We start from the raw sequence: 23330 nt of genomic DNA on the forward strand, positions 1-23330 counted from the left end.
GCGTACAGATTGCCCCATGAGCATTGAAATTTCAAAAGAGGCCCGCCTGCAGGCGATTGCTTCGATCGAACGTTATTTCATGACCCATATGGAAGAACCGATCAGCAATCTGGCTGCCGGAGGGCTGCTCGGTTTCTTCTTGGAAGAGATTGGCCCCCTCATTTACAACAAGGCGGTCAGCGATGTGCAGACGCGGATTCAGGCCAGGGTGGCGGAAATCGACATCGAAGTGCATGAAGAGGAATTCGGCTACTGGCAGAAATCGGGCCGCTCACGCAAAACTTAGTCAGACAACTTAGGGTAAATCCCGGCTTATGGCATAATTGGTCAGACAACATAATCAGCTTTTCGCTTGCGGCCCCGGTAGACCACAGCGGCCCTCACGCACTTCAGGAGATCAAAGCATGGCCAAAACTTTCATGGACGAGAACTTCCTGCTCGAGTCCGCCACCGCGCAGAAGCTCTACCACGAGTACGCCGCAGCACAGCCGATCATCGACTACCACTGCCACCTGCCGCCCGAGCAGATCGCGCAGAACAAGCAGTTCAAGAACATCACCGAGATCTGGCTCGGCGGCGACCACTACAAGTGGCGCTTCATGCGCTCCTCCGGCGTCACCGAGGATTTCATGACCGGCAACCAGCCGGATGAAGCCAAATTCCGCAAGTTCTGCGAAGTGCTGCCGATGGGCGTGGGTAACCCACTGTTCCATTGGAGCCACCTGGAGCTGCAACGCTATTTCGGCACGAAAACCCTGGTCTCGGCCGCCACGGCCGACGAACTGTGGAACCACTGCAACAGCCTGATCGGCACGCCGGAGCTCTCCGCACGTGGCCTGATGGTTCGCTCCAAAGTACGCGTGGTGTGCACCACCGATGACCCGGTCGACACTCTGGAGCACCACAAGGCCATCGCCGCCGACGGCTTTCAAGTGAAGGTGTTGCCCACCTTCCGCCCGGACAAATCCTTCAACATGGATCGTGCCGGCTTCCAGGACTACATCCGCAAGCTCGCCGAAGTTTCAGGTGTAGCGATCAATTCGTTTGCCGACGTGACCCGTGCGCTGGACAAACGCCTCGATTATTTCGCCGCCCACGGCTGTAAGGTGTCGGATCACGCCATCGACGTGGCCTTCTTTGCCGAAGCCGGTGAAGCCGAGCTGTCCGGAATTCTCGCTCGTGCCATGAACAATGAAGTCGTGAGCCGCGACGACGTCGAGAAATACAAGACGGCCATCCTGCTGCACCTGGGCCGCGAATACGCCAAGCGCGGCTGGGCCATGCAGCTGCACATCGGCGCTCAGCGCAACAACAGCGCGCGCATGTTCCGCAATCTGGGCCCGGATACCGGCTTTGACTCAATTGCCGATGACATCATCGCCGCCAAGCTGGCCCGTTTTCTCGATGCGCTGGATGGCGATGACCAGTTGCCCAAGACCATCCTCTACAACCTGAATCCGATGCACAACGAAGTGCTGGCCACCATGATCGGCAACTTCCAGGACGGCAAGGTCGTCGGCAAGATGCAGTTCGGCTCGGGCTGGTGGTTCCTCGACCAGCAAGATGGCATGAAGCGCCAGCTCACCGCCCTCTCGCAACTCGGCAACCTCGGCGCCTTCATCGGCATGCTGACGGACTCACGTTCATTCCTGTCCTACACCCGCCACGAATACTTCCGCCGCATCCTCTGCAACATGATCGGCGGCTGGGTAGAGAATGGCGAATACCCGCAGGACTGGGCACAGCTGCAAAAAGTCATCGAAGGCATCTGCTACAAGAACGCCGAGGCCTATTTCAATTTCTGATTGAAGCCCTCCCCCGCATCGAAGCCCCGCCGCGCGCGGGGCTTTTTGCGGGTGCCGCCTGCTAAACTTCGGCGACTCCAGAATCCGCCGCTCCCGTGACGCCACTCCAGCCCGCCTCCCTGCAGTTCTCCGCCGAAGGCATTCCCTTCTCCGCCGAGTATGGCGACGTGTACCACTCGGCCAGCGGCGCGCTGGCCCAGGCCGAGCACGTCTTCCTTGCCGGCAACGGCCTGCCCGCCCGCTGGCAGGACCGTGATCGCTTCGTCATCGTCGAGACCGGCTTCGGCCTCGGCAACAATTTCCTCGCCACTTGGCAGGCCTGGCGCACCGATCCGCAAGCCTGCGAGCGCCTGCATTTCATCTCAGTTGAAAAACACCCCTTTGCAGCAACGGACCTTGCCAGCGGACTGGCTGGCTCTGGCGCACCGGCCGAGCTGGCCGGGCAGCTCTGCGCACGCTGGCCCTTGCCACTGCCGGGCATGCATCGCATCGAATTCGAGAGTGGCCGCGTCGTTCTGAGCCTGATTTTCGGCGAGGCCGCAGAAGCCTTGCAGCAGATCGCCGCGCGAGCCGACGCAATTTTTCTGGACGGTTTTTCACCGGCCAAGAATCCGCAGATGTGGTCGGACGGGGTATTCCGCGCACTCGCCGCCCTCTCGGACAGCAGCACGACTCTGGCCACCTGGTCGGTGTCCTCTGCCGTGCGCGAAGGCCTCGCGCGGGCGGGCTTCGTGGTCGAAAAGGCTCAGGGCTTTTCCGGCAAGCGCGAAATGCTGCGCGGCCAATATCGCGGCGCCCGGCCGCGTCCGACCCTGCCCACGGAGCGTCACGTACTGGTGATCGGTGCCGGTCTGGCCGGCTCGGCGATTGCCGAGCGTCTCGCTGCGCGTGGTTTCACAGTCGACATCCTGGAGGCTCAGGAAGACATTGCCCAGGGCGCTTCCGGCAATCTGGCCGGCGCCTTCCGCCCCCTGCCGAGCAAGGACGACAACCTGCTCGCGCGGATCACCCGGGCCGGATTTTTCTATGGCCTGCAGCATCTGGCCAGCCTCCGAAGGCAAGGCCATGAAGTTTTGTGGGAAGCCTGCGGCGTACTGCATCTGGCCCGCAGCGCCGATCAGGAGCGCAAGCAGCAGGCCGTCTGCGAAACCCTGGACTTCCCACGCGAATATCTCGACTGGGTGACGGCCGCCGAGGCCACACTCAAGGCCGGGCATACGGCTTCGTTCGGCGGCTGGTGGTTCGCGCGAGCTGGCTGGATTCAGCCGCGCAGCCTGGTCGCTGCCAATCTCGCCGCCGGCGGCGAACGTATCCGTTTGCGCGCCGGTCTGTCAGTCACCAGTCTGCGTCGTGAAGGCAAGCAGTGGCAGGCACTGGCTGCCGACGGCTCGGTGCTTGCCGAAGCGCCCCAAGTGGTGCTGGCCAACGCGCATGATGTACGCCGCCTAGCCGAAGCCGACTGGTTGCCGCTGCGCGCCGCGCGCGGCCAGGTTAGCCATCTGCCGATGGCCCAGCTTGCCCCGCTGGGCGTGGTGGTCTGCGGTCAGGGCTACATCACACCCGGCATCGGCGGCCATGCCGCACTTGGCGCGAGTTTTGTCGTCGATGATTTCGACTTGGCACTGCGTGAAGACGAACACGCCGAAAACCTCGCCAAGCTGGGGCGCATGCTGCCGGGCATGGCCGGGGAGCTGCAAGGCAGCGAACTCGAAGGGCGGGTCAGTCTGCGCCCGGTGTCACTCGATCGCCTGCCGATGGTGGGCCAACTGCCTGCTGTCACGACTGGCGAAGGTTTCAATCTGGACACGCTGCCGCGCGCCGATGGCCTGTGGATGCTGACCGGCTTCGGTGCCCGCGGCCTCGTGTGGAGCAGCCTGTGCGGCGAGTTGCTGGCCGCCCGCATGTGCGGCGAACCGCTGCCGATCGAAGCCGAGCTAGCCGAAGCGATGGACCCGGCGCGCTTCGTGATCCGCCCGCCCGCCCGCCTCGCCTTCGGCACGGAGTAAGCACCGCCATGATCGCCGTCCTGCGCCGCCTCTATCGCCGCCTCAGCGGCCGCGATCCGCTGCCCCGCCTGATCGCGCGCGGGCTGGTCGTCGGCCGCAACTTCTACATGCAGGATGGCTGCACCATCGATGCCTGCCACTGCTGGCACATCACCATCGGCGACGATGTCACCCTCGGCCCCAACGTCACCTTGCTGGCGCATGACGCCAGCACAAAACGCGCCTTAGGCCATGTGCGCCTGGGCAAGGTCGAGATTGGCAACCGGGTTTTCATCGGCGCCGGCAGTATCGTACTTCCCGGCGTCAGCATTGGTGATGACGTGATCATCGGCGCAGGCAGCGTGGTCACCCATGACATTCCAGCGGGCAACCTCACCGCCGGTAACCCGGCCAGAATTCTGGGCCTGACGGCCGACTATCTGGCGCGCCAGGCCGAGGCGATGAAGAGCGCCCCCTGCTTCGATCAGCGCTACACCCTCAGTGCTGGCGTCACGGCCGCAATGAAGGCCGAGATGAACCGTCGCATGGGAGACGGACCTGGCTATATCGTGTGATGGCCCGCCTGGAAGCGTTTCCGCCAATTGCCACGCCAGAGGCGAAAATCCTGATCCTGGGCAGCATGCCGGGCGCGGCTTCGCTTGGCGCACAGCGCTACTACGCGCATCCGCACAACCAGTTCTGGCCGATCATGGCCACTCTCCTCGGCTTTGACCCGACTCTCGACTACGCCAGCCGCTGCGACAGACTCAGCACAGCCGGCATCGCCGTGTGGGATGTACTGCAGAGCTGCCGCCGGCAAGGCAGTCTGGACGCCGCAATCGAGCGCGACAGCATCGTGGTGAACGATTTTGGCCGCTTTTTCACAGCCCATCCGCGCCTGCAGGAGATCTTCTTCAACGGATCGACTGCAGAGCAGTTATTCCGCAAACATGTAACGGCAAGCATATTGCCAGCGGGGCTACACCTGCAGCGCCTGCCCTCGACCTCTCCGGCGCACGCCAGCCTGAGACCAGAAGCCAAGCTGCAACACTGGCGCCAAGCCCTTCAGGCCGACCGCCAATGAAAACGGGCAGCCGCAGCTGCCCGAAACACACCTTGGCTGAAACCTGTCTTACTTGGCCGTATTCCAGGAAGCACCCTTGCCATCACTGGTGAGCTTGCACTGCACCTTCACACCGGAAACCGTCGCTACGGTGCCCACAGCCTGGAAGCTTCCCAGGTCTCCGTTGTAGCACTCCGGGGCCTTGGGCGCTGCGGGAGCGGCCACCACCGGAGCTGCCGGCGCAGTTGCCGCGACCGGCTTGGTTTCGGGGCTGCTGGCACAGGCAGCGGTCAGCAGGAACAGCGAAGCAACAAGAATCGTACGCATGAAAAACTCCAGTGGTCATCGGACAGTGAATGCCCGGCATGCGCCGGGCCTGCCAGCATGATCCACGCGGAGTGTTACGTTTTCATGAAGCGTCACATGACGCGATGGTTTCGAAGGCTGTTCACGATCTTTAGCGAGAGGCCGTCGGCGGGGAGAAAAGCAGCGCAGGAACCGGAGTGTATGTGGATACATGAGGATTCTGAGCAGCGCATGAGGCCCCTCAGTTGCCAATGAGCGGCCTCGCAGTCAGATCGTGAATAGCCTTTCAGGGCGTGCCGATGAACAGATACCAGTGCGAAGAAGCATTGCGCACATGGCCCCAGCCCAGGTACATGATGCCCATCGGAGTCTCGCCACCGAAATAGAGCGAGCTGGCTTGCTGCCAGCCGTCGCGCTCGGTCTCGGTATAACGCAGGCCCATTCGGCCGGCCTCCAGTGTCGCCCCCACCCGCAGGTCACCGCGCAGGCCCAGCGGCATGCGTCCGACAATACGCGCCACACCCACAGACCCAAAGCGCATCGAATCACCGATCATCTGGTCGCTGTAGAAGCCGGACAGGTTCATGAAGCCCCCCAAGCGAGCCGCGTCATATAGCGGCAGATTGCCCTTAGGGGAGTCCGTCATGCGCAAGGCAGTCGTGAAAACGAAGTCGTTCCAGTTCTGGGCGCCCTTGAATTCCCCAGTGATCTTGCTGTAGTCCCCGCTGACCGACTCGAAATAACTGCCATTCAAGGCCCAGCCCTTCTGCGGGAAATACAACCGGTCCATCTGATCCATGTCGGCCCGCAACTCCGGCCCGGAACTCCATTTCTGTACATTGGGCAACAGGGGGACGCCGGTGTAGAACTCGTAATCACTCATGCGCGTCAGCCACCCGCCCTTGACCTGCCCAACCGAGCCGAGCGCGAGACCTGCAGCCAGGCGAGTTTCCAGCGTGCGCACCTGATATTCCGCATAACGCTTGTCGTTCTCGTAGATGCCCTGGCGCTCACGCCTTGCCAGCATGGAAGGCTGCACAAACACGTGCTGGGTCTTCTCCACAGGCTGGTACCAATCCACGCCCAGGGCCGAGCTGTTGCCGATCTCACCGGTCACCAGCAGCTCGCCGCCCAGGGAATTGATCCATGTCTTGTGATAGGCCCCGCGCAAGGCAAAAGTCGCTTCGTCTCCCAGCACCGCATCGAGGCGCAAACCGAAGCGCAGGTAATCCGGCCCCCAGGACTTTTCGATCGGAGTGATCCGCAGGATGTTCTTGTCTCGCTCCTGCAGCACGGAGTAATCAACCGACTCGTAAAAACCATCACCATAAACCCGCAACAGATCGCGTTCGATCTTCTCCGGCTCCGGCGTATTGCCATATTTCAGATTCAGATGGCGGGTCACTGCACGCGAATCGACGTCCCCCAAAGCAGCCACCTGGACCTCGTGAATGGTCAGCTCACGATCCGGTTGAGGGAAGCGCTCGCGCCAGGCCAGGTATTCTGGCTCGGGCACCTTGAAACGTTGCAGTTGCGGCACGATGGCTTCTGCGGCGGCCTTTCCGCGGTCCGCGATCTCGGCATTCTTCGGAAAATCCCCCGCCGTAAGCCCTTCAAGGTCCGGGCGCAGATAGAGGTCCCGTGCCGGATCCAGCGCTGCGATCGAGCGCGCCACGTTCTGCTCGGTCAGGATGTTGATCATCTGGGCCGACACAGTCAGCAGCGAGCCGACATCCTCGGCCTTCAGCAGCGGCGAGCCCACGTTGATGGCGATCACCATGTCTGCATTGCACAGGCGCCGCGCCTCCTCCACCGGCAGGTTATCGACCAGACCGCCATCGACGAACTTGCGCCCTCGATAAACCTGCGGCGAGAGCAGCCCCGGCACCGACATGCTGGCGCGCATGGCCTGGGTCAGACTACCGTCACGGAACACCACACGCTCACCGGTGCCGATGTCTGTCGCGATGATCGCCAGTGGCATGGCGAGCTTCTCAATCATCGGCTCGCCGTATTCAGCGCGCACCACCCGGTTGAAGAAAAGCTTGATCTTCTGGCCTGCTACCACGCCGGGCTGGTACTGCACGCCCTTGTCGGTCACCCCGGTCTCGGAGCCGGGCAGATAGCGCTGCGACACGACATGGTTGCGATAGCTCAGCTCCGAGTAAGCCGGGTTGTCCTGGAACATGTCGACCCAGTCCGCCCCGGCCAGCATCTCGCGCATTTCGGCTGGTCTAAGGCCGACAGCAAGAGCGCCCGCCACTAGCGCACCCATGCTTGTGCCAGCCACGCAATCTATTGCCACCCGCTCACGTTCCAGCACTTCGAGCACACCGATATGCGCGGCGCCTCGTGCGCCGCCGCCACCGAGCACCAGGGCCACTCGCGGACGCTCGGCCGCAACGAGTGGCAAGACCCACACGGCCAGACAAAAACAGAGGGCAAGACGCTTGGCAGTGTCAGTCATGGCGACGGGGAAACCCTAAAGGGGACGGGAGTCAGGATGCAGGCGAACGCTGGGCGCTCTTGGGGCGGAAAGCCTTGCAGACCTCCGGGCGAGTCTCGATGTAAGGTCCGCCGATCAGGTCGATGCAATACGGCACAGCGGCGAAGACACCTTCGACAAGCAGTTTGCCATCGGCATCACGCAGACCTTCGAGCGTTTCGCGGATCGCCTTGGGCTGCCCCGGAAGATTGATGATCAGACTCTGCCCACGGATGACGGCGGTCTGCCGTGACAGAATTGCCGTCGGTACGAAATGCCGCGAGATCCGCCGCATCTCCTCACCAAAGCCCGGCATTTCCTTGTGCGCCACGGCCAGAGTGGCTTCCGGCGTTACATCACGCAGCGCCGGGCCGGTGCCGCCAGTAGTCACGATCAAATGACAGCCGGCCACATCCGCCAGCTCGATCAGGGTCTGTTCGATTACAGCCTGTTCATCTGCGATCAATCGCTGTTCGGCTCGCCACGGAGAGTGCAGCGCAGCGGCAAACCACTCCAGCAGCGCCGGAATGCCCTTGTCCTCATAGACTCCGGAGGACGCCCGGTCACTGATCGACACAAGGCCGATGCGCAAACCCTCACTCACCGTGGGGACCTGCGTGATCATGCCCATCGTCCTCACTATGATGGTGCGGATGTTCGGTAGCGACACCGCCCTCTTCCATCTCACGCAGAATCTGGAAAATTTCGCGGTAGGCCTTCGGCGGCTTGTTCTCGCTGCGCTCCTTGATGGCATTACGGCGCAACTGGCGCATCCGATGCAGATCGGCTGCCGGATAGAGGTTGCCGATTTCGGTCAGCATGGTCTCGTCTTCAAGAAAGCGCTCGCGCAATTTTTCGAGGCGATGCATGCGCGCCACTTCGGCGTGAGACTTGCCCTCGATCACATCCAGAGCGGCCTGGATCGGGCCGATTTCTTCGCTGCGCATCAACTTGCCGATGTATTGCAGCTGACGCGCACGCGCTCCGTTAGCCGTGAGGCGGGCCATCTCGACGAGGGCTTCGCGCAGGTTGTCGGACATCGGCACTTTCTTGAGGCGCGCCGGCCCGTATTCCGTGAGCTTCTTGCCCAGATCCTGAAGGGCGTCCATATCGCGCTTCTTCTGCGACTTGGAGACGAAATAACTGTCTTCTGATTCTTCGTGCTTGTGCATATCGGGGTTTGGCGCGTCTGCTCACGCCGCCTTGCAGCAGCTGAAGTGCAGTGAGATGCGCCTGAAGAGGCCTTAAACGGTAAGATTATAGCCCCTCGCATCTGCATCCCCCTCCTCATGTCCAGGAAGAACAACAGCTTCAGCTATTCCCAGTCCGAACTTCACGACATTTCCCAGGACATTCTCGCCTACGCGGCTTCGCGTGGCGCCAGCGCCTGCGAAACCGACATTTCCGAAGGCTTTGGTCAGACGGTCACCGTCCGCTGCGGCAATCTCGAAACCATCGAGTACAACCGTGACAAGGGCATCGGCGTCACGGTCTATCAAGGACAGCAGCGCGGCCATGCCAGCTCATCGGACTTCTCGCGCGAGGCCTTGCATGCCACCGTAGATGCGGCCCTGTCGATCGCCAGTTTTACCGCCCCTGATCCAGCCGCGGGCCTCGCCGACGAAGCCTTGCTGTGGCGCGGAAAGAAGATGGACCTCGATCTCTACCATCCCTGGCGGATTGACACCGACCAGGCGGCCGAAATCGCCCAGCGCTGTGAGTCCGCTGCTTTTGCGGTCAGCCCTGAAATCCGCAACTCGGATGGCGCCAGCGTCTATGCCCAGCAATCCCAGTTCATGGCGGCCAACAGCGCGGGCTTCTGTGCCGGCTTCGCCACCTCACGCCACTCGATCTCGGTCGGCGTGATTGCCGGCGAAGGCGATTCGATGCAAACAGGTGACTGGTACAGCTCGATGCGCGATCCGCAAGAGCTCGCCAATCCTGCCGCCATCGGCGACTACGCCGCGCGTCGCGCGCTCTCACGCCTGGGATCGCGTCGCATCAAAACCTGTGAAGTCCCGGTGATCTTCGAAGCGCCGCAAGCCTGTGGCCTCCTGGGTAGCTTCGTGCAGGCTGTCAGCGGCGGCAGTCTCTATCGCAAGGCCAGCTTCCTGATGGACTCGCTTGGAAAACCAGTGTTTTCCGCCAACGTCCATATCGACGAATTGCCGCATATCCCGAAGGCGCTCGGCAGCACCCCTTTCGACGATGAAGGCGTGGCAACGCGCGAGCGCAAACTGGTGGACGCTGGCGTGCTCAATGGCTATTTCCTCGGCAGCTATTCGGCCCGCAAGCTGGGCATGCAAACCACTGGCAATGCCGGTGGCTGTCACAACCTGATCCTGCGCGCCGGTGACAAGAGCCTTTACGAGCTGGCACGCGAGATCGGCCGCGGCCTTTTGGTCACCGAACTGCTGGGCCAGGGCGTAAATTACGTCACAGGGGATTACTCCCGTGGCGCAGCCGGGTACTGGATTGAAAACGGAGAGATCTGCTACCCGGTGCAGGAAATCACCATAGCCGGCAATCTGCGCGACATGTTCCGCAACATCGTTGCCATCGGCAATGACACGATCGTCCGTGGTGGCAAACAATGCCCCTCGCTGGTAATCGGCAAGATGACCATCGCCGGGGAGTAAGGCTGACAGGCGCTTAACAAAGCGCCTTCACCCTGCTTTCAATACGCAAAGACAGACCGCCCGCCGTGCTATAGCGCATGGCACAAAGTATTGCTTCGGTGGCAGCCTGAAATTAGTCCCCATCGCTCAGCTGGCGCAGCTTGAAGCCTTGTTGCGCCAGCAGGGCCGGCACCCCTTTGGGGCCGACCAGATGCGCCGCACCGACCACCACAAAGAGTTTGCGTGAGGCGGGCAGGAATTGCTTCTGCAGCTTGTCGGCCATTTCAGCGTTGCGCCGATCCAGCAATTCATAAGTAATGCTCGAGCCTTTCGGCGCACCTTCTGCCGTCAAACGTTCAAGGGCGCTGGTATCGCCCCGCTGCCAGGCTTGGCGCATTTCCTCGAACATGCCGGGCAAGCGGCCGGCATTCACCTGTTGCAGCAAGAGCTGCAGCGCCTCAAGCTGCTCGTGCTCACTGCCGGCAGAAGCCGCCGCAATCTGGCGTTCCACGCTTTCAAGCTCCAGCACCTTCTTGCCTTGCGCACGAGCGCGTTCCAAGGCCCATAGATCGATCCCCTGTGAAACATCAAAACCGGCCTGCTGCGCAGCCTGCAGAGTGATGGTCAGACTCAACATCCAGGGATGAAAGCCCGCCATCATGGGTGCTGGCAAGCCCAACTTTTCGAGACTGCGCTCCAGTACCTGCCATTGCCCAGCTGACATTTTCCGCTGCAGGCTATCGCCCGCGGGATACATGCCAGCCGTCAGCAAGCCCAGTTGGGCTTCACTGCGAGCCGGATCAAGTTCCAACACCAGTGCATCACTGGCATCCAGACGACGCGTCACACTGGCGCTCAAAGGAAAGCAGCTCGCCTTGCAGACGTGGATCGAGCCGAACAAGTACACTGTGCCCTTCGCACTGCTTGCCTCCCACAGCATCAAGCGCTCGCCCGCCAATGCGAAAGGGCTACCCAGCAGCCCGAGCATCAATCCCAACACCGCCACGATCCTGTACATCCTTACGCTCCTGTCCTGATGTCTGATACCCGCCTGCAAGCTGTTCTCCTGATGGGCCCTACCGCCAGCGGCAAGACAGCCGCCGCCCTGCATCTGGCCCGTCAGTCGCCGATCGAGATCATCAGCGTGGATTCCGCCCTGGTGTTCCGCGACATGAACATCGGCACAGCCAAGCCGGACGAGGAAGAACTGGCGCAATGTCCGCATCATCTCATCGACATCATCACGCCGGAAGAAGCTTACTCAGCCGCACGTTTCTGCAGTGATGCCCAGCGCCTCATCGGCGAGATCTGCGCCCGCGGCCAGCTGCCCGTGCTGGCTGGCGGCACCATGCTGTATTTCAAGGCATTGCTGGAAGGACTATCGGACTTGCCGCAGGCTGATGCCGCCCTGCGGCAGGAGATCGAAGAGCATGCTGCTCGTGCAGGCTGGCCAGCCCTGCACGCGGAACTTGCCCGCCTCGATGCGACCGCTGCCAGCCGCCTGAATCCGAATGATGCCCAGCGCATCCAGCGCGCGCTGGAAGTTGTACGCCTGACCGGCCGCCCCCTGGCTGAGAGCTACGCCCAGCGTGAGAGCACGAGCCCAGCCATTGACTACCTGCCACTGGCGCTCCAGCCGGCCGAGCGCAGCGTACTGCACACCCGCATCGCCCGGCGCTTCGATGCCATGCTGGATGAGGGCTTTGAAGAGGAAGTTAGGCAATTACGCACGCGCTATCGCCTGAACATCGAAATGACCTCGATGCGTTGCGTTGGCTATCGCCAGATGTGGGAATACCTCGACGGCGAAGTCAATGCCGCCACAATGCGCGAAAAAGGCATTGCCGCCACCCGCCAACTGGCCAAACGCCAGATCACCTGGCTGCGGCAATTCCGCGAAAACTGGAGCGGCTATCAGGAGTTCGACAGCCTCGATGCGCAACATCTGACGCAACTTGAAGCGGCGCTCAACGCCTGGCGCAAAACCTGATCAGGCAGCCAGGCGGGACAGGCTCAGGAACACCAGCGCCAGCACGTTGAGCACCAGCGTGCGCCGTACGAGTCCCACAAAGCTCTGCAGATAGGCGACTTCAGCGTCGTCGCCTGCGCCCAGAAGCGGTCGATCCAGAATTTCGCCGCTCTCCTGCACCGGTTGACCGACCTGCACACCCAGAGCCCCCGCGCCCGCAGAGATGAGGATGCCTTCGTTGCGGTCCGGCCAGCTGCTTGCCTGGGTCCGCCAGCAGTGCGCGGCATCTTCAAAGTCACCCACAATGGCGAAGGCCATCGCGGTAATCCGTGCTGGAAGCCATTCAATCACCGCAAAGGCACGCCGTGCGAAAGCACCAAAATCACCGATTTCCGGATCACTGCGCGCGCCCCATTCGCGGTTGAAGAAATCCGCCATGCGATACAGCACTGCGCCGCTGGGACCCGGCAGAAGCAGGAAACAGACAATGATCGCGAACACCTGACGATGAGCACCGACAATGCCCTTCTCGAGCGTGAGACGCACGATTTCCTCGCTGCTGCTCTGATCGTGCAGATGGCCACGCCATTCACCGATCAGCTTGCGCGCTTGCTGCAGATCCTGCGCTCGCAAGGCCGCATGGATGCGCGTGAAGTAGTGACTGCTGTGACGAAAACCCATCGTGCAATAGAGCAGCGCAATGTTGAAGAGCAGCGCAGCGAGCGGATGGATGGCGTAGAGCAGGAAATGGATCAGGGCCGAGAGCAGTACCGGCGGCAGCACCATCACACACCAGGCAATCATGCCGTGGTGGGCTTTGCCATCGTTGAAGCGCCCTTCGAAGAAACGCCCTAGCGCGGCCAGCGCCGGATAGAGAAAGCGCGTCGCATTCAGCGGGCGGAACTGTTCAAGAACCAGCGTGAGGATGATCGCGAGCAGGGTCATCGGAAAACCAGCGGAAGAATCTCGGGGAAGCGCCTTGCCATCGTGGCGCAGGCGGGGAAGATAGCATAGGCCCCGTCAGCCCGCCCGGCCTTGTGGCGCTTTGGTCACATCATCGAGCAGGAAAGCCGCGAACATGGCCAGGATTCCTGCCGTGGCGCCCCAGATGAAACGCCCTCCATGCGGTACGGCATGAACACGACGCTCGCCCTCACGCCAGCGAACGCGATGCAACTGGTAATTTTCGCGTTGCAGCAGAAATTCCAGCGGCACCTCGAAGACCTCGGCCACTTCGAAATCATCCAGGCGTAACGCGGGGTCTCCGAGCAGCAGGCCAACGACCGGCGTAATGCGAAAACCACTCGGCGTCCCAAACTCCGGCAACACTCCAAGCACTTCGACGCACGCTGGATCGAGGCCAATCTCCTCCTGCGATTCACGCAGAGCGGTCTGGATCAAGGAAGTGTCTGCCTCTTCACGACGGCCCCCAGGAAAACTGATCTGCCCCGCATGGTGATTGAGATGATCGGTACGCCGGGTCAGCAGTACCTGCAAGCCATTCTCGGCCGGGCGCACCGGCAACAATACGGCCGCTTCGGTCTGACGCTCGCTCAGAGGCCAGGTCTCATGCCAGGCAAACTCAGCCAGATGCGCAAACCGTGCGCGTAGGGCATGGATGTCGTGAGCCATGCCGTCAGTAACGTTGGGTCAGCACCATGGTGCTGCCATCCCGGCGCATTTCCATCCGGTTCAGAAAACTCATCCCGAGCAGCACATAAGGCATATCCACCTGCATCACAGCGCCCTCAACATCGTTGAGGAGAATGTCACCGATCCGCACATTGCGGATCCGTACCCGCCACATCGGCACCACACCATTGGCAGTACCGGCCATACCCGGCTCGCCCTTGCGAAAATCGATACCGGCAGCCATTGCGGTAGATGCCCCCATCGCGACCGAAGAGGCCCCCGTATCAACCAGGAAAGTCACATTGGCACCATTGATGCTGCCAGAGGTGCTGAAGTGCCCCCGGACATCAGAGACCAGCGTCACCTGCTTGGCAGTGCTGTTTCGCTCACCCACACTGACGGGAGAATCGCCCATCCGCAAGCGCGAGCGCTGGCCGCGAATCTCGATCTCGGCGGTATCGCTGCTCACACTCAGGAGCTTCACATCGCCAACGAGCTGCCCCACAGCCAGGGTACGCGGAGCGCCGCCATCAATCACCAGCAAGGCCTTGCTGCCCAACACCCCCACCAAAGCCACTTCGGCAGCCACCGCATGCCACGCCGAAATCGCTAGAATCATTGCTATTGCGCAGCGCAGCCTCTTCATCATCATGAAACCCATCGCAGTATTCCAGCACAGCCCGCTGGTAGGGCCTGGCCATTTTGCCAGCTTCCTCGACGCCCGCAAGCTGCCCTGGCAGCACATTCGCATAGATCAGGGTGCAGCCGTGCCGGATTCAGCGGCGCCCTTTGCAGGCTTGTGCTTCATGGGCGGCGAAATGAGCGTGAACGATGAACTACCCTGGATCACACAGGAGCTGGCCCTGATCCGCGAGGCCGTAGCCCTGGACATCCCGGTTATCGGACACTGCCTTGGCGGGCAACTGATGGCCAAGGCACTCGGCGGCACGGTGACACGCAATCCGCAGCACGAGATCGGCTGGGGCCGGGTAGAGCTTGCGGCCAACGCCACCGCTCGCCACTGGCTGGGAGATTTGTCGGACTTTGACTGCTTTCACTGGCACAGCGAGACCTTCACCCTGCCGGCTACGGCTGTGCCGCTTTTCTCCAGCGCCTTCTGCTCCAATCAGGCCTTTGCCCTGGGGCCACATCTCGGCATGCAATGCCATGTGGAGATGACCGAAGGCCTGATCACAAGCTGGGCTTCAGAATGGTCCCATGATCTGGCGGTGGAGCCCAGCGCTCCCGCCCCGGTGCAGAGCCGCAGCGCCTTGCTCGCCGAGCTGCCAAGCAAGCTGCCGGCGATGCGCGCCGTTGCCGAACATCTGTATGAGCGCTGGCTCCTGAATGTGCATACGAAATGAGTTGCGCGTATCCTTCGCGTCTTCAAAAAAAGAATTTTTCCCGGAGAGAACATGGAGAAAGATGAACAGATCGGGCTCGTCGTACTGATCGGCGGCCTGGTACTGGCCTGCGTGCTGGCAGTGATCAGTTTCGGTGTCTACACCACCTCACCCGGCTACCGGAATGTATCGGTCAAAACCCAAGCCGGCATACCGCAGGGCGAGCCGGTGGCACGCATCTACTTCAATCTCGGCAGCGACGAATTGCCCGAAGAGGCCGGTGGAGCCATCCAGACCCTGAAGGAAAAAATCGCGGCCAATCCGAAGGCGCAGGTGCTGATTTCCGGTTTTCACGATCCCTCCGGCGATCCAGTCAAGAACGCTGAATTGGCCAAGGAGCGCGCCATGGCAACCCAGAAAGCCCTGATCGGGGTCGGCGTGCCGGCCGAGCGCATCGTGCTGCGCAAGCCGGAGCAGCTCACCGACACAGCTGATATGCAGGAAGCACGCCGCGTGGATATCCACCTGCAATAAACCGCATCGCTCTGAAGCAAATGCCGGCTCACGCCGGCATTTCTTTTCATGCCCCACTTCCTGCACCTGCGCGCCCTTCTTCGTCAAAGCCTCGCCTGGCTGCGCCGCCATCCGCTGCGCGGCGGCCTAGCCCTGCTGCTGACCCTCGGTCTCCTGGCGGATCAGCTCTTCCCTTTGCCGCTGCCACGTAACGAATCCGCCCAGGTCGTACTGGCCAGCGATGGCAGCAGTCTGCGCAGCTGGCCCGGGCGCGACGGCATCTGGCGCCACCCGGTTGCCATTGAGGCGGTCTCGCCGCTTTATCTGGAAGCCCTGCTGGGCTACGAGGATCGCTGGTTCCACTACCATCCTGGTGTAAATCCGGCCGCCCTGCTACGCGCCGCCCTGCAATGGGCAAGGCACGGCCACATCATTTCGGGTGGCTCCACGCTGAGCATGCAGGTAGCCCGTATCATCGAGCCGCCAGGTCGCAGCCTTGGCGGCAAGCTACGCCAGATCCTGCGCGCGCTGCAGCTTGAATTGCATTTCTCGAAGCGTGAGATTCTAGGCTTGTATCTGAATCGTGCTCCGATGGGCGGCATCGTTGAGGGCGTGGAAATGGCCAGCCGGATGTATCTGGGCAAGCCATCCTCACATCTAAGTGCCGCCGAGGCCGCCCTACTGGTCGTACTGCCCCAGGCGCCCTCGCGCCTGCGCCCGGACCGCTTCCCTGCACAAGCCCAGCAAGCACGCGACAAGGTGCTCAAGCGGATGGCGGAGCTTGGCGTATGGACGCCAGCCGCGGTGGAGGACGCCCGGATCGAACGCGTCGGCGTGAATCCGCTGCGCGCGCGTTGGGTAGCGCCGCTGGCCGCCGAGCGTCTGCGCCAGTTACATGCGGGCCGCCATGCGCCGCTCATCCGCTCTACGCTGGATGCAGAAACCCAGAGTACGGTTGAGCGTCTGCTGCAGGATCGCGTTGAACAACTGCCACCACGCGTGTCGATGGCGGTGCTGGTGATGGAGACGGCCAGCCTGGAGGTGCGTGCCTACGCAGGTTCGGCAGACTTCAGCGATGCCCAGCGCTTCAATCATGTAGACATGGTGCGTGGCCTGCGCTCGCCAGGCTCCACTCTGAAGCCCTTCCTGTATGCGATGGCGCTGGATGAAGGCCTGATCCACTCCGAAAGTCTGCTCAGCGATGCACCGCAATCCTTCGCTGGCTACGAGCCGGGCAACTTCCAGGCTAACTTCTCCGGCCCGGTCAGCGTGGCCGAAGCCTTACAACGCTCGCTCAACGTGCCAGCCGTTGACCTGCTCGACCGCCTCGGTCCGCAGCGCTTCGCCGCCCTGCTCCATAACGGAGGGCTGCCACTGCGCCTGCCTGCCGGCAGCGAACCGAACCTGTCGATCATCCTGGGCGGCGCCGGTGCACGCCTGGAGGAACTCGTCGGCGCTTACCGTGCCCTGGCCGCCGGCGGGCTCAGCGGCCAGCCTCGCCTCACCCCTGAGGCTCCCCGCATCGAGCGACGCATCATGAGCGAGGGCGCAGCTTTCATCGTGCGCGACATCCTCGAAACCGGCGGCCATCCGGATCGCCCCTTTCACGAAGGCGCGACTCATCGCCTGGCCTGGAAGACCGGCACCAGCTTCGGCTTCCGCGACGCCTGGGCGATCGGGGTGAGTGATTCCCATACCGTCGGCGTGTGGGTGGGGCGCCCGGATGGCACACCCAATCCGGGTTTCTTCGGCGCCAACATCGCGGCCCCGCTGCTGCGCGAGCTGATTGCCGCCCTGCCCGCTGGGCCTGCCACACCGCGCCAGCGGCCCGCCAGCGTCAGCACCGCGACCATCTGCTGGCCGCTGGGCACCGCGCTTGATGCCACACCGGCGGAATACTGCCCTGAAAAGCGCACCGCCTGGATACTGGCTGGAGCCATCCCGCCGACCTTGCCAGAACGCGATGCCCGCCCGGGCCTGGTCGAAACGGCCTGGATCAACCCGGTCAACGGCCTGCGCACCAGCCCGGCCTGCCAGCCAAGCGCCCAGACCCGCGAGATCCTGCGCTGGCCCGCGCATCTCGAACCCTGGCTGAGCCCGGCCCGCCAGTCAGTCCTCGAATGGGACCCTGCTTGCCGTCAGGCACTCGGAGTCGGCCCCTTACGACTACACGGCATTGCCAGCGGCGCACGCCTGCGGGCTACTCCAGGCAAGCGCGAAGCCGAGCTGAGCCTGCATGCCAGCGGCGCAAGCGGGCGCGTGTATTGGTTGCTTGACGGTGCCTTGCTGCGCCCGGCCAGCACTGACGGCAATTTGTTGCTGCGCCTGAACACCCCGGGCGAGCACCGCCTCAGTGTGGTCGATGATGCCGGCCGCCACGCCAGCGCGCATTTTGAATTCCGCCGCGATTGATCCGACGGGCAAGGCTTGGCGAGTCGTGTGCCAGCGGCTTATGCTTCTTCGCCCCGATGCTGGAGACCTTCTCGTGCGCCTGCCCCACCTACCCTGCCTGATCCTTGCCTGCATCAGTCTGCTCAGTCTGCCTGCCACCGCTGCAGCGGCCGGGAGCTGCGCGGCGCAGGAGATCGAAACGCTGCAGCCACTCGCTGCCGAAGCCGTCCAGGCCGTATTCCGCGAGCGCATCGAAGCCTTCCAGCCCTTGGCGGAAGAGGCCCTCGCCGAGCGTGAAAAACTGATCCGCGGCGCCATCGTCCTGCGTGACAAGCGCGATCGTGGCGAGCCCCTGAGTGGCGCCAATCTCGAAAACATCCGCCTCGCCACCCTCGCCCATATCAAGTTGCGCGAGCGCCTGCTGCAGATAGCTGAGCACAATGAATGCTGGCTCGAACCGCTCGCGCCTGCCTTGAGAACACGTGCGGAATTCCAGCGCGCGCGCAATGAAGGCGTAATGATGGCACTGGCCGCGGCCCTGCTGCTCTACGACAACTACCTGCTCGCCGTATCCCTCTATGAACAGGACGGTGCCCTTCGGCGCATCGTGGACCAGGCCGATCCGGGCTGGGGTCTGTCACCCGGGCAGATGCGCGAAGCGCAGCGTGGCTACCATTCGGAAGCCAAGCGCCAGCGCGTACGGCGCGCCATCGAGCATTACCAGCGCGAGATCCGCCCTCAGCGCGACAGCCTGCCCAGTAGCGAAGAACGTTACCTTGCCGGGCTGGTTGAACAGAGCCCTTCCTTCGTCCGGATACAGGAAAGCAGCGTGGCCGGACGCGTACTCAATCGCATCGGCCTCTTCAACCAGCTCACCGGCGACCAGGTACGCCGCCTTGGAAAAGACGGCATGGGCATGTTCTCAATGCTCTTCGGCAATGCCATTGGTGTGATTGAAACCCGCCAGGGCTATCTGCACGAGAATCAAAGCGCACGTACCCAATTACTCAGCCAGCTCAAGGCCGGTGACATCCTGCTGGAGAAGACGCCCTTCCGCCTGACCGACGCCTTGATCCCCGGCTACTGGGGGCATGTCGCAATCTGGGTCGGTAACGAAGCGGAACTGCGCGAACTGGGCGTATGGGATCACCCCGTGCTGCGGCCGCACCAGGCCTCCATCCGCAATGGGCGCTCGGTGATCGAGGCGCTGCGCCCCGGCGTGACCGCCAGCACCCTGGCGCATTTCATGAACGTGGACGATCTGCTCGCCCTGCGGGATCCAGCAGCCAGTCGCGAAGCTCAGGTCCAGCGCGTGCTGCGCGCCTTCCGCCAGATCGGCAAACCTTACGATTTCAATTTCGACGTCGAAAGCACCGATCGCATCGTCTGCTCAGAACTGGTCTACCAGGTCTTCACCGAGATGAGCTGGCCGACCTCACGCGCCATGGGGCGCGCCACCATCAGCCCGGATCAGGTAGCCGAACGCGCGCTCGACGGTCAGGGCCTGCATGTGGTGGCGCTGTATCAGGCAGGCAAGCCAATCGAACAGGATCCGGCACGCCAGCTCCACCGTTTGATGCGCGGGCGCGAGCCCGCGAAAGTCGCACTGCGCTAGGATCTGTCAGCATACATTCGGCAGATAGAATGTATGCCGACAGTCCCTAGACCGGCTCTACGGCCTTGCCACTCTTGCGCACCGCCTCCACCCCGAGGCGGGCCAGTTCGTCGCAGCGCTCGTTTTCGGTATGCCCTGCGTGGCCTCTGACCCACACCCATTCCAGCTGGTGGCGTGCCGCCTCGGCGTCCAGCAGGCGCCACAGGTCCTCATTTTTCACCGGCTCCTTGCCAGCAGTTTTCCAACCGCGTTTTTTCCAGCCCTGCAGCCACTCAGTCATCCCCTTTTGAACATACTGGGAATCGGTGTGCACGCGCGCCGTCACCGGCCGCTTGAGTGCAGCCAGTGCCCGAATTACCGCCAGCATTTCCATGCGGTTATTGGTCGTGGCGGGCTCCCCCCCCCACAGCTCCTTCTCGTGAGTACCCGCGCGCAGGATGGCGCCCCAGCCGCCGGGGCCGGGATTGCCCGAGCAGGCACCATCGGTAAAGATTTCTACATGTTCCATTCTGAATCCTGGTGTGGGTTTTTCTGTGTCACCACAGCCATGCCTTTCTTACTTGCCTTTAACTGACGCCAGCGCGGCATGATCAGGCGCAGGCCTTGTACCCGCTTCACGGCATGCAGCACATAGGCCCCGCCAGCGATCGGCCAGCAATGACGGCCAGCTGCTTCCATAAAAGACCAGCGCCGCAGCCACACTTCGCTCGCCAAGGGCGGCGCATAGCAGCCGTATTGCAGATCGTGCACTTCAAGGCCCAGCAGGCTCAGCCAATCCTTCAGGCGCGACACCGACAGATACTGACCGGTCCACGGAATTTCGCCCATATGCCCCGAGAAACTGCGCCGCAGCCCCCATAGGCTCAGTGGATTGAACCCACTGACCAGCAGATGGCCTTCGGGCAGCAGCACCCTTTCCACTTCGCGCAAAACCTGATGCGGATGGCTGGCGAACTCCAGCACATGCGGCAGGATCACCAGATCCAGACTCTGCGAAGCAAAAGGCAGCTCTTCGACAGCAGCCTGCAGCGCACCGGGCTCGCCTGGATCACGACAGACATTGCAGTGCACACGGTGCGGCATGCGGTTGGCACGCAGAAAGTCCTGCCCGCACAATCCGACCTGCACCGCATTGAAGCCGAAAATATCCGCCACACGCTGATCGAACTGGCTTTGCTCCCAGGCTTGCAGATAAAGCCCACGCGGCGTTTCGAACCATTGACCGAGATTGCTCAGCGACATGCGGCAAGCCTCGTAGAATAAAGGCATGGAGAAGATGACCCTGCGGATTGTTCCCGTTTCTGCCCTGCGCGACAACTATATCTGGGCACTGTGCAGCGGCACGTATTGCTGGCTGGTCGACCCAGGCGAAGCTGCGCCCGCCGAAGCCTTCCTCGCCCGCGAAGGACTCATCCTGGGCGGCATCCTGCTCACCCATCGCCATGCTGACCACCAGGGCGGCGTTGCCGAGCTGCTGACGACGAGATCCTGCCCAGTTCTGGGGCCAATTAGTCCAGCCATCCCGGCAGTGACCTGCCCGCTGCGAGGCGGTGAAAAGATTGAACTGGCTGGGCTGCCCGGCCTGGCCACTATCTTTGCAACCCCCGGCCATACCGAGGAACACATTGCCTATCTATGGCAAGGCGCACTGTTCTGCGGTGACACGCTTTTTGCCGGCGGCTGTGGACGTTTGCTGGGCGGTACCGCGCCTCAACTCCATGCTTCACTGCAAATGCTGGCAAACCTGCCCGGCGACACCCGGATCTGCTGCGCGCATGAATACACGCTGTCCAATCTGGCTTTTGCGGCCGCTGTCGAACCTGCCAACCTCGCAATCGCCCGGCGCCGTGCCCACTGCGAAACGCTGCGTAGCGAAGCTCATCCAACCGTCCCGTCACACCTGCGGGACGAGCTTGAAACCAATCCCTTCCTGCGCTGTGATCAGCCTGCGGTACGGCAAGCTGTTGAAGCCCGGGTAGGCCACTCCCTTGAGGAGCCACTGGAGGTATTCACCGCGTTGCGAGGCTGGAAAGACAGTTTCTGATCACCCTCGGAGCTTGCGTCCGGTTGCGCCTTCGATGGAGGCAATCACTTTGGCGCCGTTGAAGGGTTTCACAAGGTAGCCACAAGCACCGCCCTGAATGGCGGACTGAACGGTATCGCGATCCGTCGAGCCGGTCACCATGAGCACCCGCACATCCGGCATCTCGGCCTTGATCTGCGCGAGCACTTCAATCCCGGACACATTCGGCATCATCACGTCCAGGCACACCAGCCCCGGGCGCAGTTTGCGCACCAGCGCAACCCCTGCCTCCCCATCCTTGGCCTCCCCCACTACTTCAATACCCTCCGCGCGCAGGATGCTGCGCAACATGGCCCGGGTGGTGTCGTTGTCATCAATGATCACCACGCTCAGGCCGGCAAAACGGTTTTGCAGGCTCATTGCTCTTCTCCCGAATAAGGCACAACACGATTACGCCCCGATTGCTTGGCCTGGTAGAGCGCGCTATCGGCGTCTCCCAGAAGTTGTTCGGCGGTGCCGCGCTCACGACGCGGGATGGTACAAGCGACACCAATACTGATAGAGACCAGCCCCAGCTCCGCACCGCCATGCGGAATGGCCAGCGCCTCAACGCCCAGCCTCAACTCCTCCGCAACCTGCAGCGCGCCATCCAGCGCGGTATCCGGCAGGATCACCGCAAACTCCTCACCGCCATAGCGCGCAGCCATATCTGCAGGACGTCGTGCGCCCTCCTTGAGCACAGCCGCCACGCTGCGCAGACATTCGTCTCCGGTCTGATGACCATAGAAATCGTTGTACTGCTTGAAACTATCCACATCACACATCAGCAAGGACAAGGGCGCAGCCGAGCGCACGCCGCGCGCCCATTCTCGCTGCAGAAATTCATCGAACTGACGGCGATTAGAGATGCCGGTCAGCCCATCAACAGAAGAGAGCCTCAGCAGTTCGCGATTGGCCTCATCCAGGCGGCGGGTGAGCACCACCAGGGAGTAGCGCATCTGGGCAATACGCTGCATGGCCCGGACCTTGGCATTAAGCACGATCTCGGAGACCGGCTTGACCAGATAATCATCTCCCCCCACTGCAATGCCACGCTCAAGGTCTTCGTCGTTGGTACGTGCCGTGAGGAAAATGATGGGCGTCCATTCACCATCGCGCTCGAGCTGACGCATGCGCTTAGCCGTTTCGTATCCATCAATGCCGGGCATGATCACGTCCAGCAATACCAGATCTGGCCGGTGTTCCTTGAACAGCTCGATGCCCGTCGCACCGTCAGCAGCCGTCAGAGCCTCGATACCCATCTTGCGCAGCTGATGGCTGATCACGGTAGAACTGGTAAGCGTGTCGTCGATAACCAGTGCTTTCATCTGCTTGAATATTCCGCCCCGAAAATTGGCTGCCGATCCACCCAGACCTGACAGCAGGACAAGGTCGACGCCGTTCGCCGGAATCCCTGGTCCCTCTCCTGTTTTCGGACAGAGACCTGACATTCTTTAGGGCTCTTTACAACCGGAGGGGCCGTCGCAAGGCAAGTCGGCAGAATTTGCCGCCCTTTTCCGCGGCTTTTCCGCTGCTGATTTCA

Annotated in this window: 24 protein-coding genes; 12 read left to right on the plus strand and 12 right to left on the minus strand. The window is 62.2% G+C overall.

The genetic code is table 11. The annotated features are described in order from the left end of the window. Positions 1-16 precede the first annotated feature (16 nt). From Q3Y64_RS04430 to Q3Y64_RS04450, 5 genes are all read left to right on the plus strand, one after another. Complete coding sequence (locus Q3Y64_RS04430) at positions 17-286, plus strand: DUF2164 domain-containing protein (RefSeq protein WP_303560240.1); 270 nt, start codon at positions 17-19, stop codon at positions 284-286. Positions 287-404: 118 nt separating this feature from the next. After that, on the plus strand, positions 405-1805 hold the full coding sequence (gene uxaC, locus Q3Y64_RS04435) for a glucuronate isomerase (RefSeq protein ID WP_101943890.1): 1401 nt from the start codon (positions 405-407) through the stop codon (positions 1803-1805). A gap of 95 nt (positions 1806-1900) precedes the next feature. Next, the gene (mnmC, locus tag Q3Y64_RS04440; RefSeq protein ID WP_303560241.1) at positions 1901-3811 is read left to right on the plus strand and encodes a bifunctional tRNA (5-methylaminomethyl-2-thiouridine)(34)-methyltransferase MnmD/FAD-dependent 5-carboxymethylaminomethyl-2-thiouridine(34) oxidoreductase MnmC; all 1911 of its coding nucleotides are present in this window, start codon (positions 1901-1903) and stop codon (positions 3809-3811) included. 8 nt (positions 3812-3819) lie between these two features. Further along, entirely contained in the window at positions 3820-4365 is a 546-nt protein-coding gene (locus Q3Y64_RS04445; RefSeq protein ID WP_303560242.1) for a DapH/DapD/GlmU-related protein, read from the plus strand. After that, positions 4365-4874, plus strand: a complete 510-nt coding sequence (locus Q3Y64_RS04450; protein ID WP_101943896.1) for a DNA-deoxyinosine glycosylase — start codon at positions 4365-4367, stop codon at positions 4872-4874. Before Q3Y64_RS04445 ends, Q3Y64_RS04450 begins: the two co-directional genes overlap by 1 nt. 48 nt (positions 4875-4922) lie before the next feature. On the opposite strand, the gene Q3Y64_RS04455 is transcribed toward Q3Y64_RS04450, so the two are convergent. From Q3Y64_RS04455 to yjgA, 4 genes are all read right to left on the minus strand, one after another. Next, the gene (locus tag Q3Y64_RS04455; RefSeq protein ID WP_101943898.1) at positions 4923-5180 is read right to left on the minus strand and encodes a hypothetical protein; all 258 of its coding nucleotides are present in this window, start codon (positions 5178-5180) and stop codon (positions 4923-4925) included. A gap of 265 nt (positions 5181-5445) precedes the next feature. Further along, on the minus strand, positions 5446-7626 hold the full coding sequence (locus Q3Y64_RS04460) for a patatin-like phospholipase family protein (protein WP_303560243.1): 2181 nt from the start codon (positions 7624-7626) through the stop codon (positions 5446-5448). 31 nt (positions 7627-7657) lie between these two features. After that, a complete protein-coding gene (gene mog, locus Q3Y64_RS04465) occupies positions 7658-8248 on the minus strand; it encodes a molybdopterin adenylyltransferase (protein WP_216821783.1) in 591 nt (196 codons plus the stop codon). Beyond that, positions 8241-8816 carry a ribosome biogenesis factor YjgA gene (gene yjgA, locus Q3Y64_RS04470; protein ID WP_303560244.1) on the minus strand — a complete coding sequence of 192 codons (576 nt, stop codon included), beginning with the start codon at positions 8814-8816 and terminating at the stop codon, positions 8241-8243. The genes mog and yjgA overlap by 8 nt, the downstream gene beginning before the upstream one ends. A gap of 117 nt (positions 8817-8933) precedes the next feature. Here yjgA and pmbA point away from each other — a divergent pair, with 117 nt between their 5' ends. Next, positions 8934-10283, plus strand: a complete 1350-nt coding sequence (pmbA, locus tag Q3Y64_RS04475; protein WP_303560245.1) for a metalloprotease PmbA — start codon at positions 8934-8936, stop codon at positions 10281-10283. 112 nt (positions 10284-10395) lie between these two features. On the opposite strand, the gene Q3Y64_RS04480 is transcribed toward pmbA, so the two are convergent. Beyond that, complete coding sequence (locus Q3Y64_RS04480; protein ID WP_303560246.1) at positions 10396-11280, minus strand: TraB/GumN family protein; 885 nt, start codon at positions 11278-11280, stop codon at positions 10396-10398. 18 nt (positions 11281-11298) lie between these two features. Here Q3Y64_RS04480 and miaA point away from each other — a divergent pair, with 18 nt between their 5' ends. Next, positions 11299-12252, plus strand: a complete 954-nt coding sequence (gene miaA / locus Q3Y64_RS04485; RefSeq protein WP_101944036.1) for a tRNA (adenosine(37)-N6)-dimethylallyltransferase MiaA — start codon at positions 11299-11301, stop codon at positions 12250-12252. On the opposite strand, the gene Q3Y64_RS04490 is transcribed toward miaA, so the two are convergent. The 3 genes from Q3Y64_RS04490 to Q3Y64_RS04500 all read right to left on the minus strand — a co-directional run bounded on the left by Q3Y64_RS04490 (position 12253) and on the right by Q3Y64_RS04500 (position 14482). After that, complete coding sequence (locus Q3Y64_RS04490; protein ID WP_101943906.1) at positions 12253-13176, minus strand: CobD/CbiB family protein; 924 nt, start codon at positions 13174-13176, stop codon at positions 12253-12255. A 75-nt stretch (positions 13177-13251) separates the two neighbouring features. Next, positions 13252-13863 carry a CoA pyrophosphatase gene (locus Q3Y64_RS04495; RefSeq protein WP_303560247.1) on the minus strand — a complete coding sequence of 204 codons (612 nt, stop codon included), beginning with the start codon at positions 13861-13863 and terminating at the stop codon, positions 13252-13254. A 4-nt stretch (positions 13864-13867) separates the two neighbouring features. Next, the gene (locus Q3Y64_RS04500) at positions 13868-14482 is read right to left on the minus strand and encodes a TIGR02281 family clan AA aspartic protease (protein ID WP_254048277.1); all 615 of its coding nucleotides are present in this window, start codon (positions 14480-14482) and stop codon (positions 13868-13870) included. A 31-nt stretch (positions 14483-14513) separates the two neighbouring features. On the opposite strand from Q3Y64_RS04500, the gene Q3Y64_RS04505 reads away from it, so the two are divergent. From Q3Y64_RS04505 to Q3Y64_RS04520, 4 genes are all read left to right on the plus strand, one after another. Beyond that, positions 14514-15227 (plus strand): type 1 glutamine amidotransferase, encoded by a 714-nt coding sequence (locus Q3Y64_RS04505; protein WP_303560248.1) that lies wholly within the window; start codon positions 14514-14516, stop codon positions 15225-15227. A 51-nt stretch (positions 15228-15278) separates the two neighbouring features. Then, entirely contained in the window at positions 15279-15740 is a 462-nt protein-coding gene (locus Q3Y64_RS04510; RefSeq protein ID WP_170023057.1) for an OmpA family protein, read from the plus strand. A 48-nt stretch (positions 15741-15788) separates the two neighbouring features. Then, positions 15789-18131 (plus strand): penicillin-binding protein 1C, encoded by a 2343-nt coding sequence (gene pbpC, locus Q3Y64_RS04515; RefSeq protein ID WP_303560249.1) that lies wholly within the window; start codon positions 15789-15791, stop codon positions 18129-18131. Positions 18132-18204: 73 nt separating this feature from the next. Further along, entirely contained in the window at positions 18205-19725 is a 1521-nt protein-coding gene (locus Q3Y64_RS04520; protein ID WP_158239262.1) for a YiiX/YebB-like N1pC/P60 family cysteine hydrolase, read from the plus strand. Positions 19726-19771: 46 nt separating this feature from the next. On the opposite strand, the gene rnhA is transcribed toward Q3Y64_RS04520, so the two are convergent. Together rnhA and Q3Y64_RS04530 are read right to left on the minus strand one after the other, a co-directional pair. Next, complete coding sequence (gene rnhA / locus Q3Y64_RS04525) at positions 19772-20233, minus strand: ribonuclease HI (RefSeq protein WP_101943917.1); 462 nt, start codon at positions 20231-20233, stop codon at positions 19772-19774. Further along, positions 20221-20967: a class I SAM-dependent methyltransferase gene (locus Q3Y64_RS04530; protein ID WP_101943919.1), complete on the minus strand. Its 747-nt coding sequence runs from the start codon at positions 20965-20967 to the stop codon at positions 20221-20223. Before Q3Y64_RS04530 ends, rnhA begins: the two co-directional genes overlap by 13 nt. Positions 20968-20992: 25 nt before the next feature. Between Q3Y64_RS04530 and gloB the strand changes: the two genes are divergently transcribed. Beyond that, positions 20993-21769, plus strand: coding sequence for a hydroxyacylglutathione hydrolase (gene gloB / locus Q3Y64_RS04535; protein WP_303560254.1), 777 nt, complete (start codon positions 20993-20995; stop codon positions 21767-21769). On the opposite strand, the gene Q3Y64_RS04540 is transcribed toward gloB, so the two are convergent. Then, a complete protein-coding gene (locus Q3Y64_RS04540) occupies positions 21770-22168 on the minus strand; it encodes a response regulator transcription factor (protein WP_303560255.1) in 399 nt (132 codons plus the stop codon). Further along, entirely contained in the window at positions 22165-23115 is a 951-nt protein-coding gene (locus Q3Y64_RS04545) for a diguanylate cyclase (protein WP_303560256.1), read from the minus strand. The genes Q3Y64_RS04540 and Q3Y64_RS04545 overlap by 4 nt, the downstream gene beginning before the upstream one ends. Between the last annotated feature and the right edge of the window lie 215 nt (positions 23116-23330).

It is taken from the genome of Uliginosibacterium sp. 31-12, from assembly GCF_030548425.1.
Lineage (GTDB): Bacteria > Pseudomonadota > Gammaproteobacteria > Burkholderiales > Rhodocyclaceae > Uliginosibacterium > Uliginosibacterium aquaticum.

What these genes read in the sequence shown, in the direction of transcription:
- Q3Y64_RS04540 (WP_303560255.1), bottom strand. Translation starts at nt 22,168, where the DNA reads ATGAGCCTGCAAAACCGTTTTGCCGGCCTGAGCGTGGTGATCATTGAT.
- Q3Y64_RS04445 (WP_303560242.1), top strand. Translation starts at nt 3,820, where the DNA reads ATGATCGCCGTCCTGCGCCGCCTCTATCGCCGCCTCAGCGGCCGCGAT.
- miaA (WP_101944036.1), top strand. Translation starts at nt 11,299, where the DNA reads ATGTCTGATACCCGCCTGCAAGCTGTTCTCCTGATGGGCCCTACCGCC.
- Q3Y64_RS04545 (WP_303560256.1), bottom strand. Translation starts at nt 23,115, where the DNA reads ATGAAAGCACTGGTTATCGACGACACGCTTACCAGTTCTACCGTGATC.
- Q3Y64_RS04505 (WP_303560248.1), top strand. Translation starts at nt 14,514, where the DNA reads ATGAAACCCATCGCAGTATTCCAGCACAGCCCGCTGGTAGGGCCTGGC.
- pmbA (WP_303560245.1), top strand. Translation starts at nt 8,934, where the DNA reads ATGTCCAGGAAGAACAACAGCTTCAGCTATTCCCAGTCCGAACTTCAC.
- Q3Y64_RS04510 (WP_170023057.1), top strand. Translation starts at nt 15,279, where the DNA reads ATGGAGAAAGATGAACAGATCGGGCTCGTCGTACTGATCGGCGGCCTG.
- rnhA (WP_101943917.1), bottom strand. Translation starts at nt 20,233, where the DNA reads ATGGAACATGTAGAAATCTTTACCGATGGTGCCTGCTCGGGCAATCCC.
- yjgA (WP_303560244.1), bottom strand. Translation starts at nt 8,816, where the DNA reads ATGCACAAGCACGAAGAATCAGAAGACAGTTATTTCGTCTCCAAGTCG.
- pbpC (WP_303560249.1), top strand. Translation starts at nt 15,789, where the DNA reads ATGCCCCACTTCCTGCACCTGCGCGCCCTTCTTCGTCAAAGCCTCGCC.
- uxaC (WP_101943890.1), top strand. Translation starts at nt 405, where the DNA reads ATGGCCAAAACTTTCATGGACGAGAACTTCCTGCTCGAGTCCGCCACC.
- Q3Y64_RS04495 (WP_303560247.1), bottom strand. Translation starts at nt 13,863, where the DNA reads ATGGCTCACGACATCCATGCCCTACGCGCACGGTTTGCGCATCTGGCT.
- Q3Y64_RS04500 (WP_254048277.1), bottom strand. Translation starts at nt 14,482, where the DNA reads ATGATTCTAGCGATTTCGGCGTGGCATGCGGTGGCTGCCGAAGTGGCT.
- Q3Y64_RS04530 (WP_101943919.1), bottom strand. Translation starts at nt 20,967, where the DNA reads ATGTCGCTGAGCAATCTCGGTCAATGGTTCGAAACGCCGCGTGGGCTT.
- Q3Y64_RS04430 (WP_303560240.1), top strand. Translation starts at nt 17, where the DNA reads ATGAGCATTGAAATTTCAAAAGAGGCCCGCCTGCAGGCGATTGCTTCG.
- Q3Y64_RS04490 (WP_101943906.1), bottom strand. Translation starts at nt 13,176, where the DNA reads ATGACCCTGCTCGCGATCATCCTCACGCTGGTTCTTGAACAGTTCCGC.
- Q3Y64_RS04460 (WP_303560243.1), bottom strand. Translation starts at nt 7,626, where the DNA reads ATGACTGACACTGCCAAGCGTCTTGCCCTCTGTTTTTGTCTGGCCGTG.
- Q3Y64_RS04480 (WP_303560246.1), bottom strand. Translation starts at nt 11,280, where the DNA reads ATGTACAGGATCGTGGCGGTGTTGGGATTGATGCTCGGGCTGCTGGGT.
- gloB (WP_303560254.1), top strand. Translation starts at nt 20,993, where the DNA reads ATGGAGAAGATGACCCTGCGGATTGTTCCCGTTTCTGCCCTGCGCGAC.
- Q3Y64_RS04455 (WP_101943898.1), bottom strand. Translation starts at nt 5,180, where the DNA reads ATGCGTACGATTCTTGTTGCTTCGCTGTTCCTGCTGACCGCTGCCTGT.
- Q3Y64_RS04450 (WP_101943896.1), top strand. Translation starts at nt 4,365, where the DNA reads ATGGCCCGCCTGGAAGCGTTTCCGCCAATTGCCACGCCAGAGGCGAAA.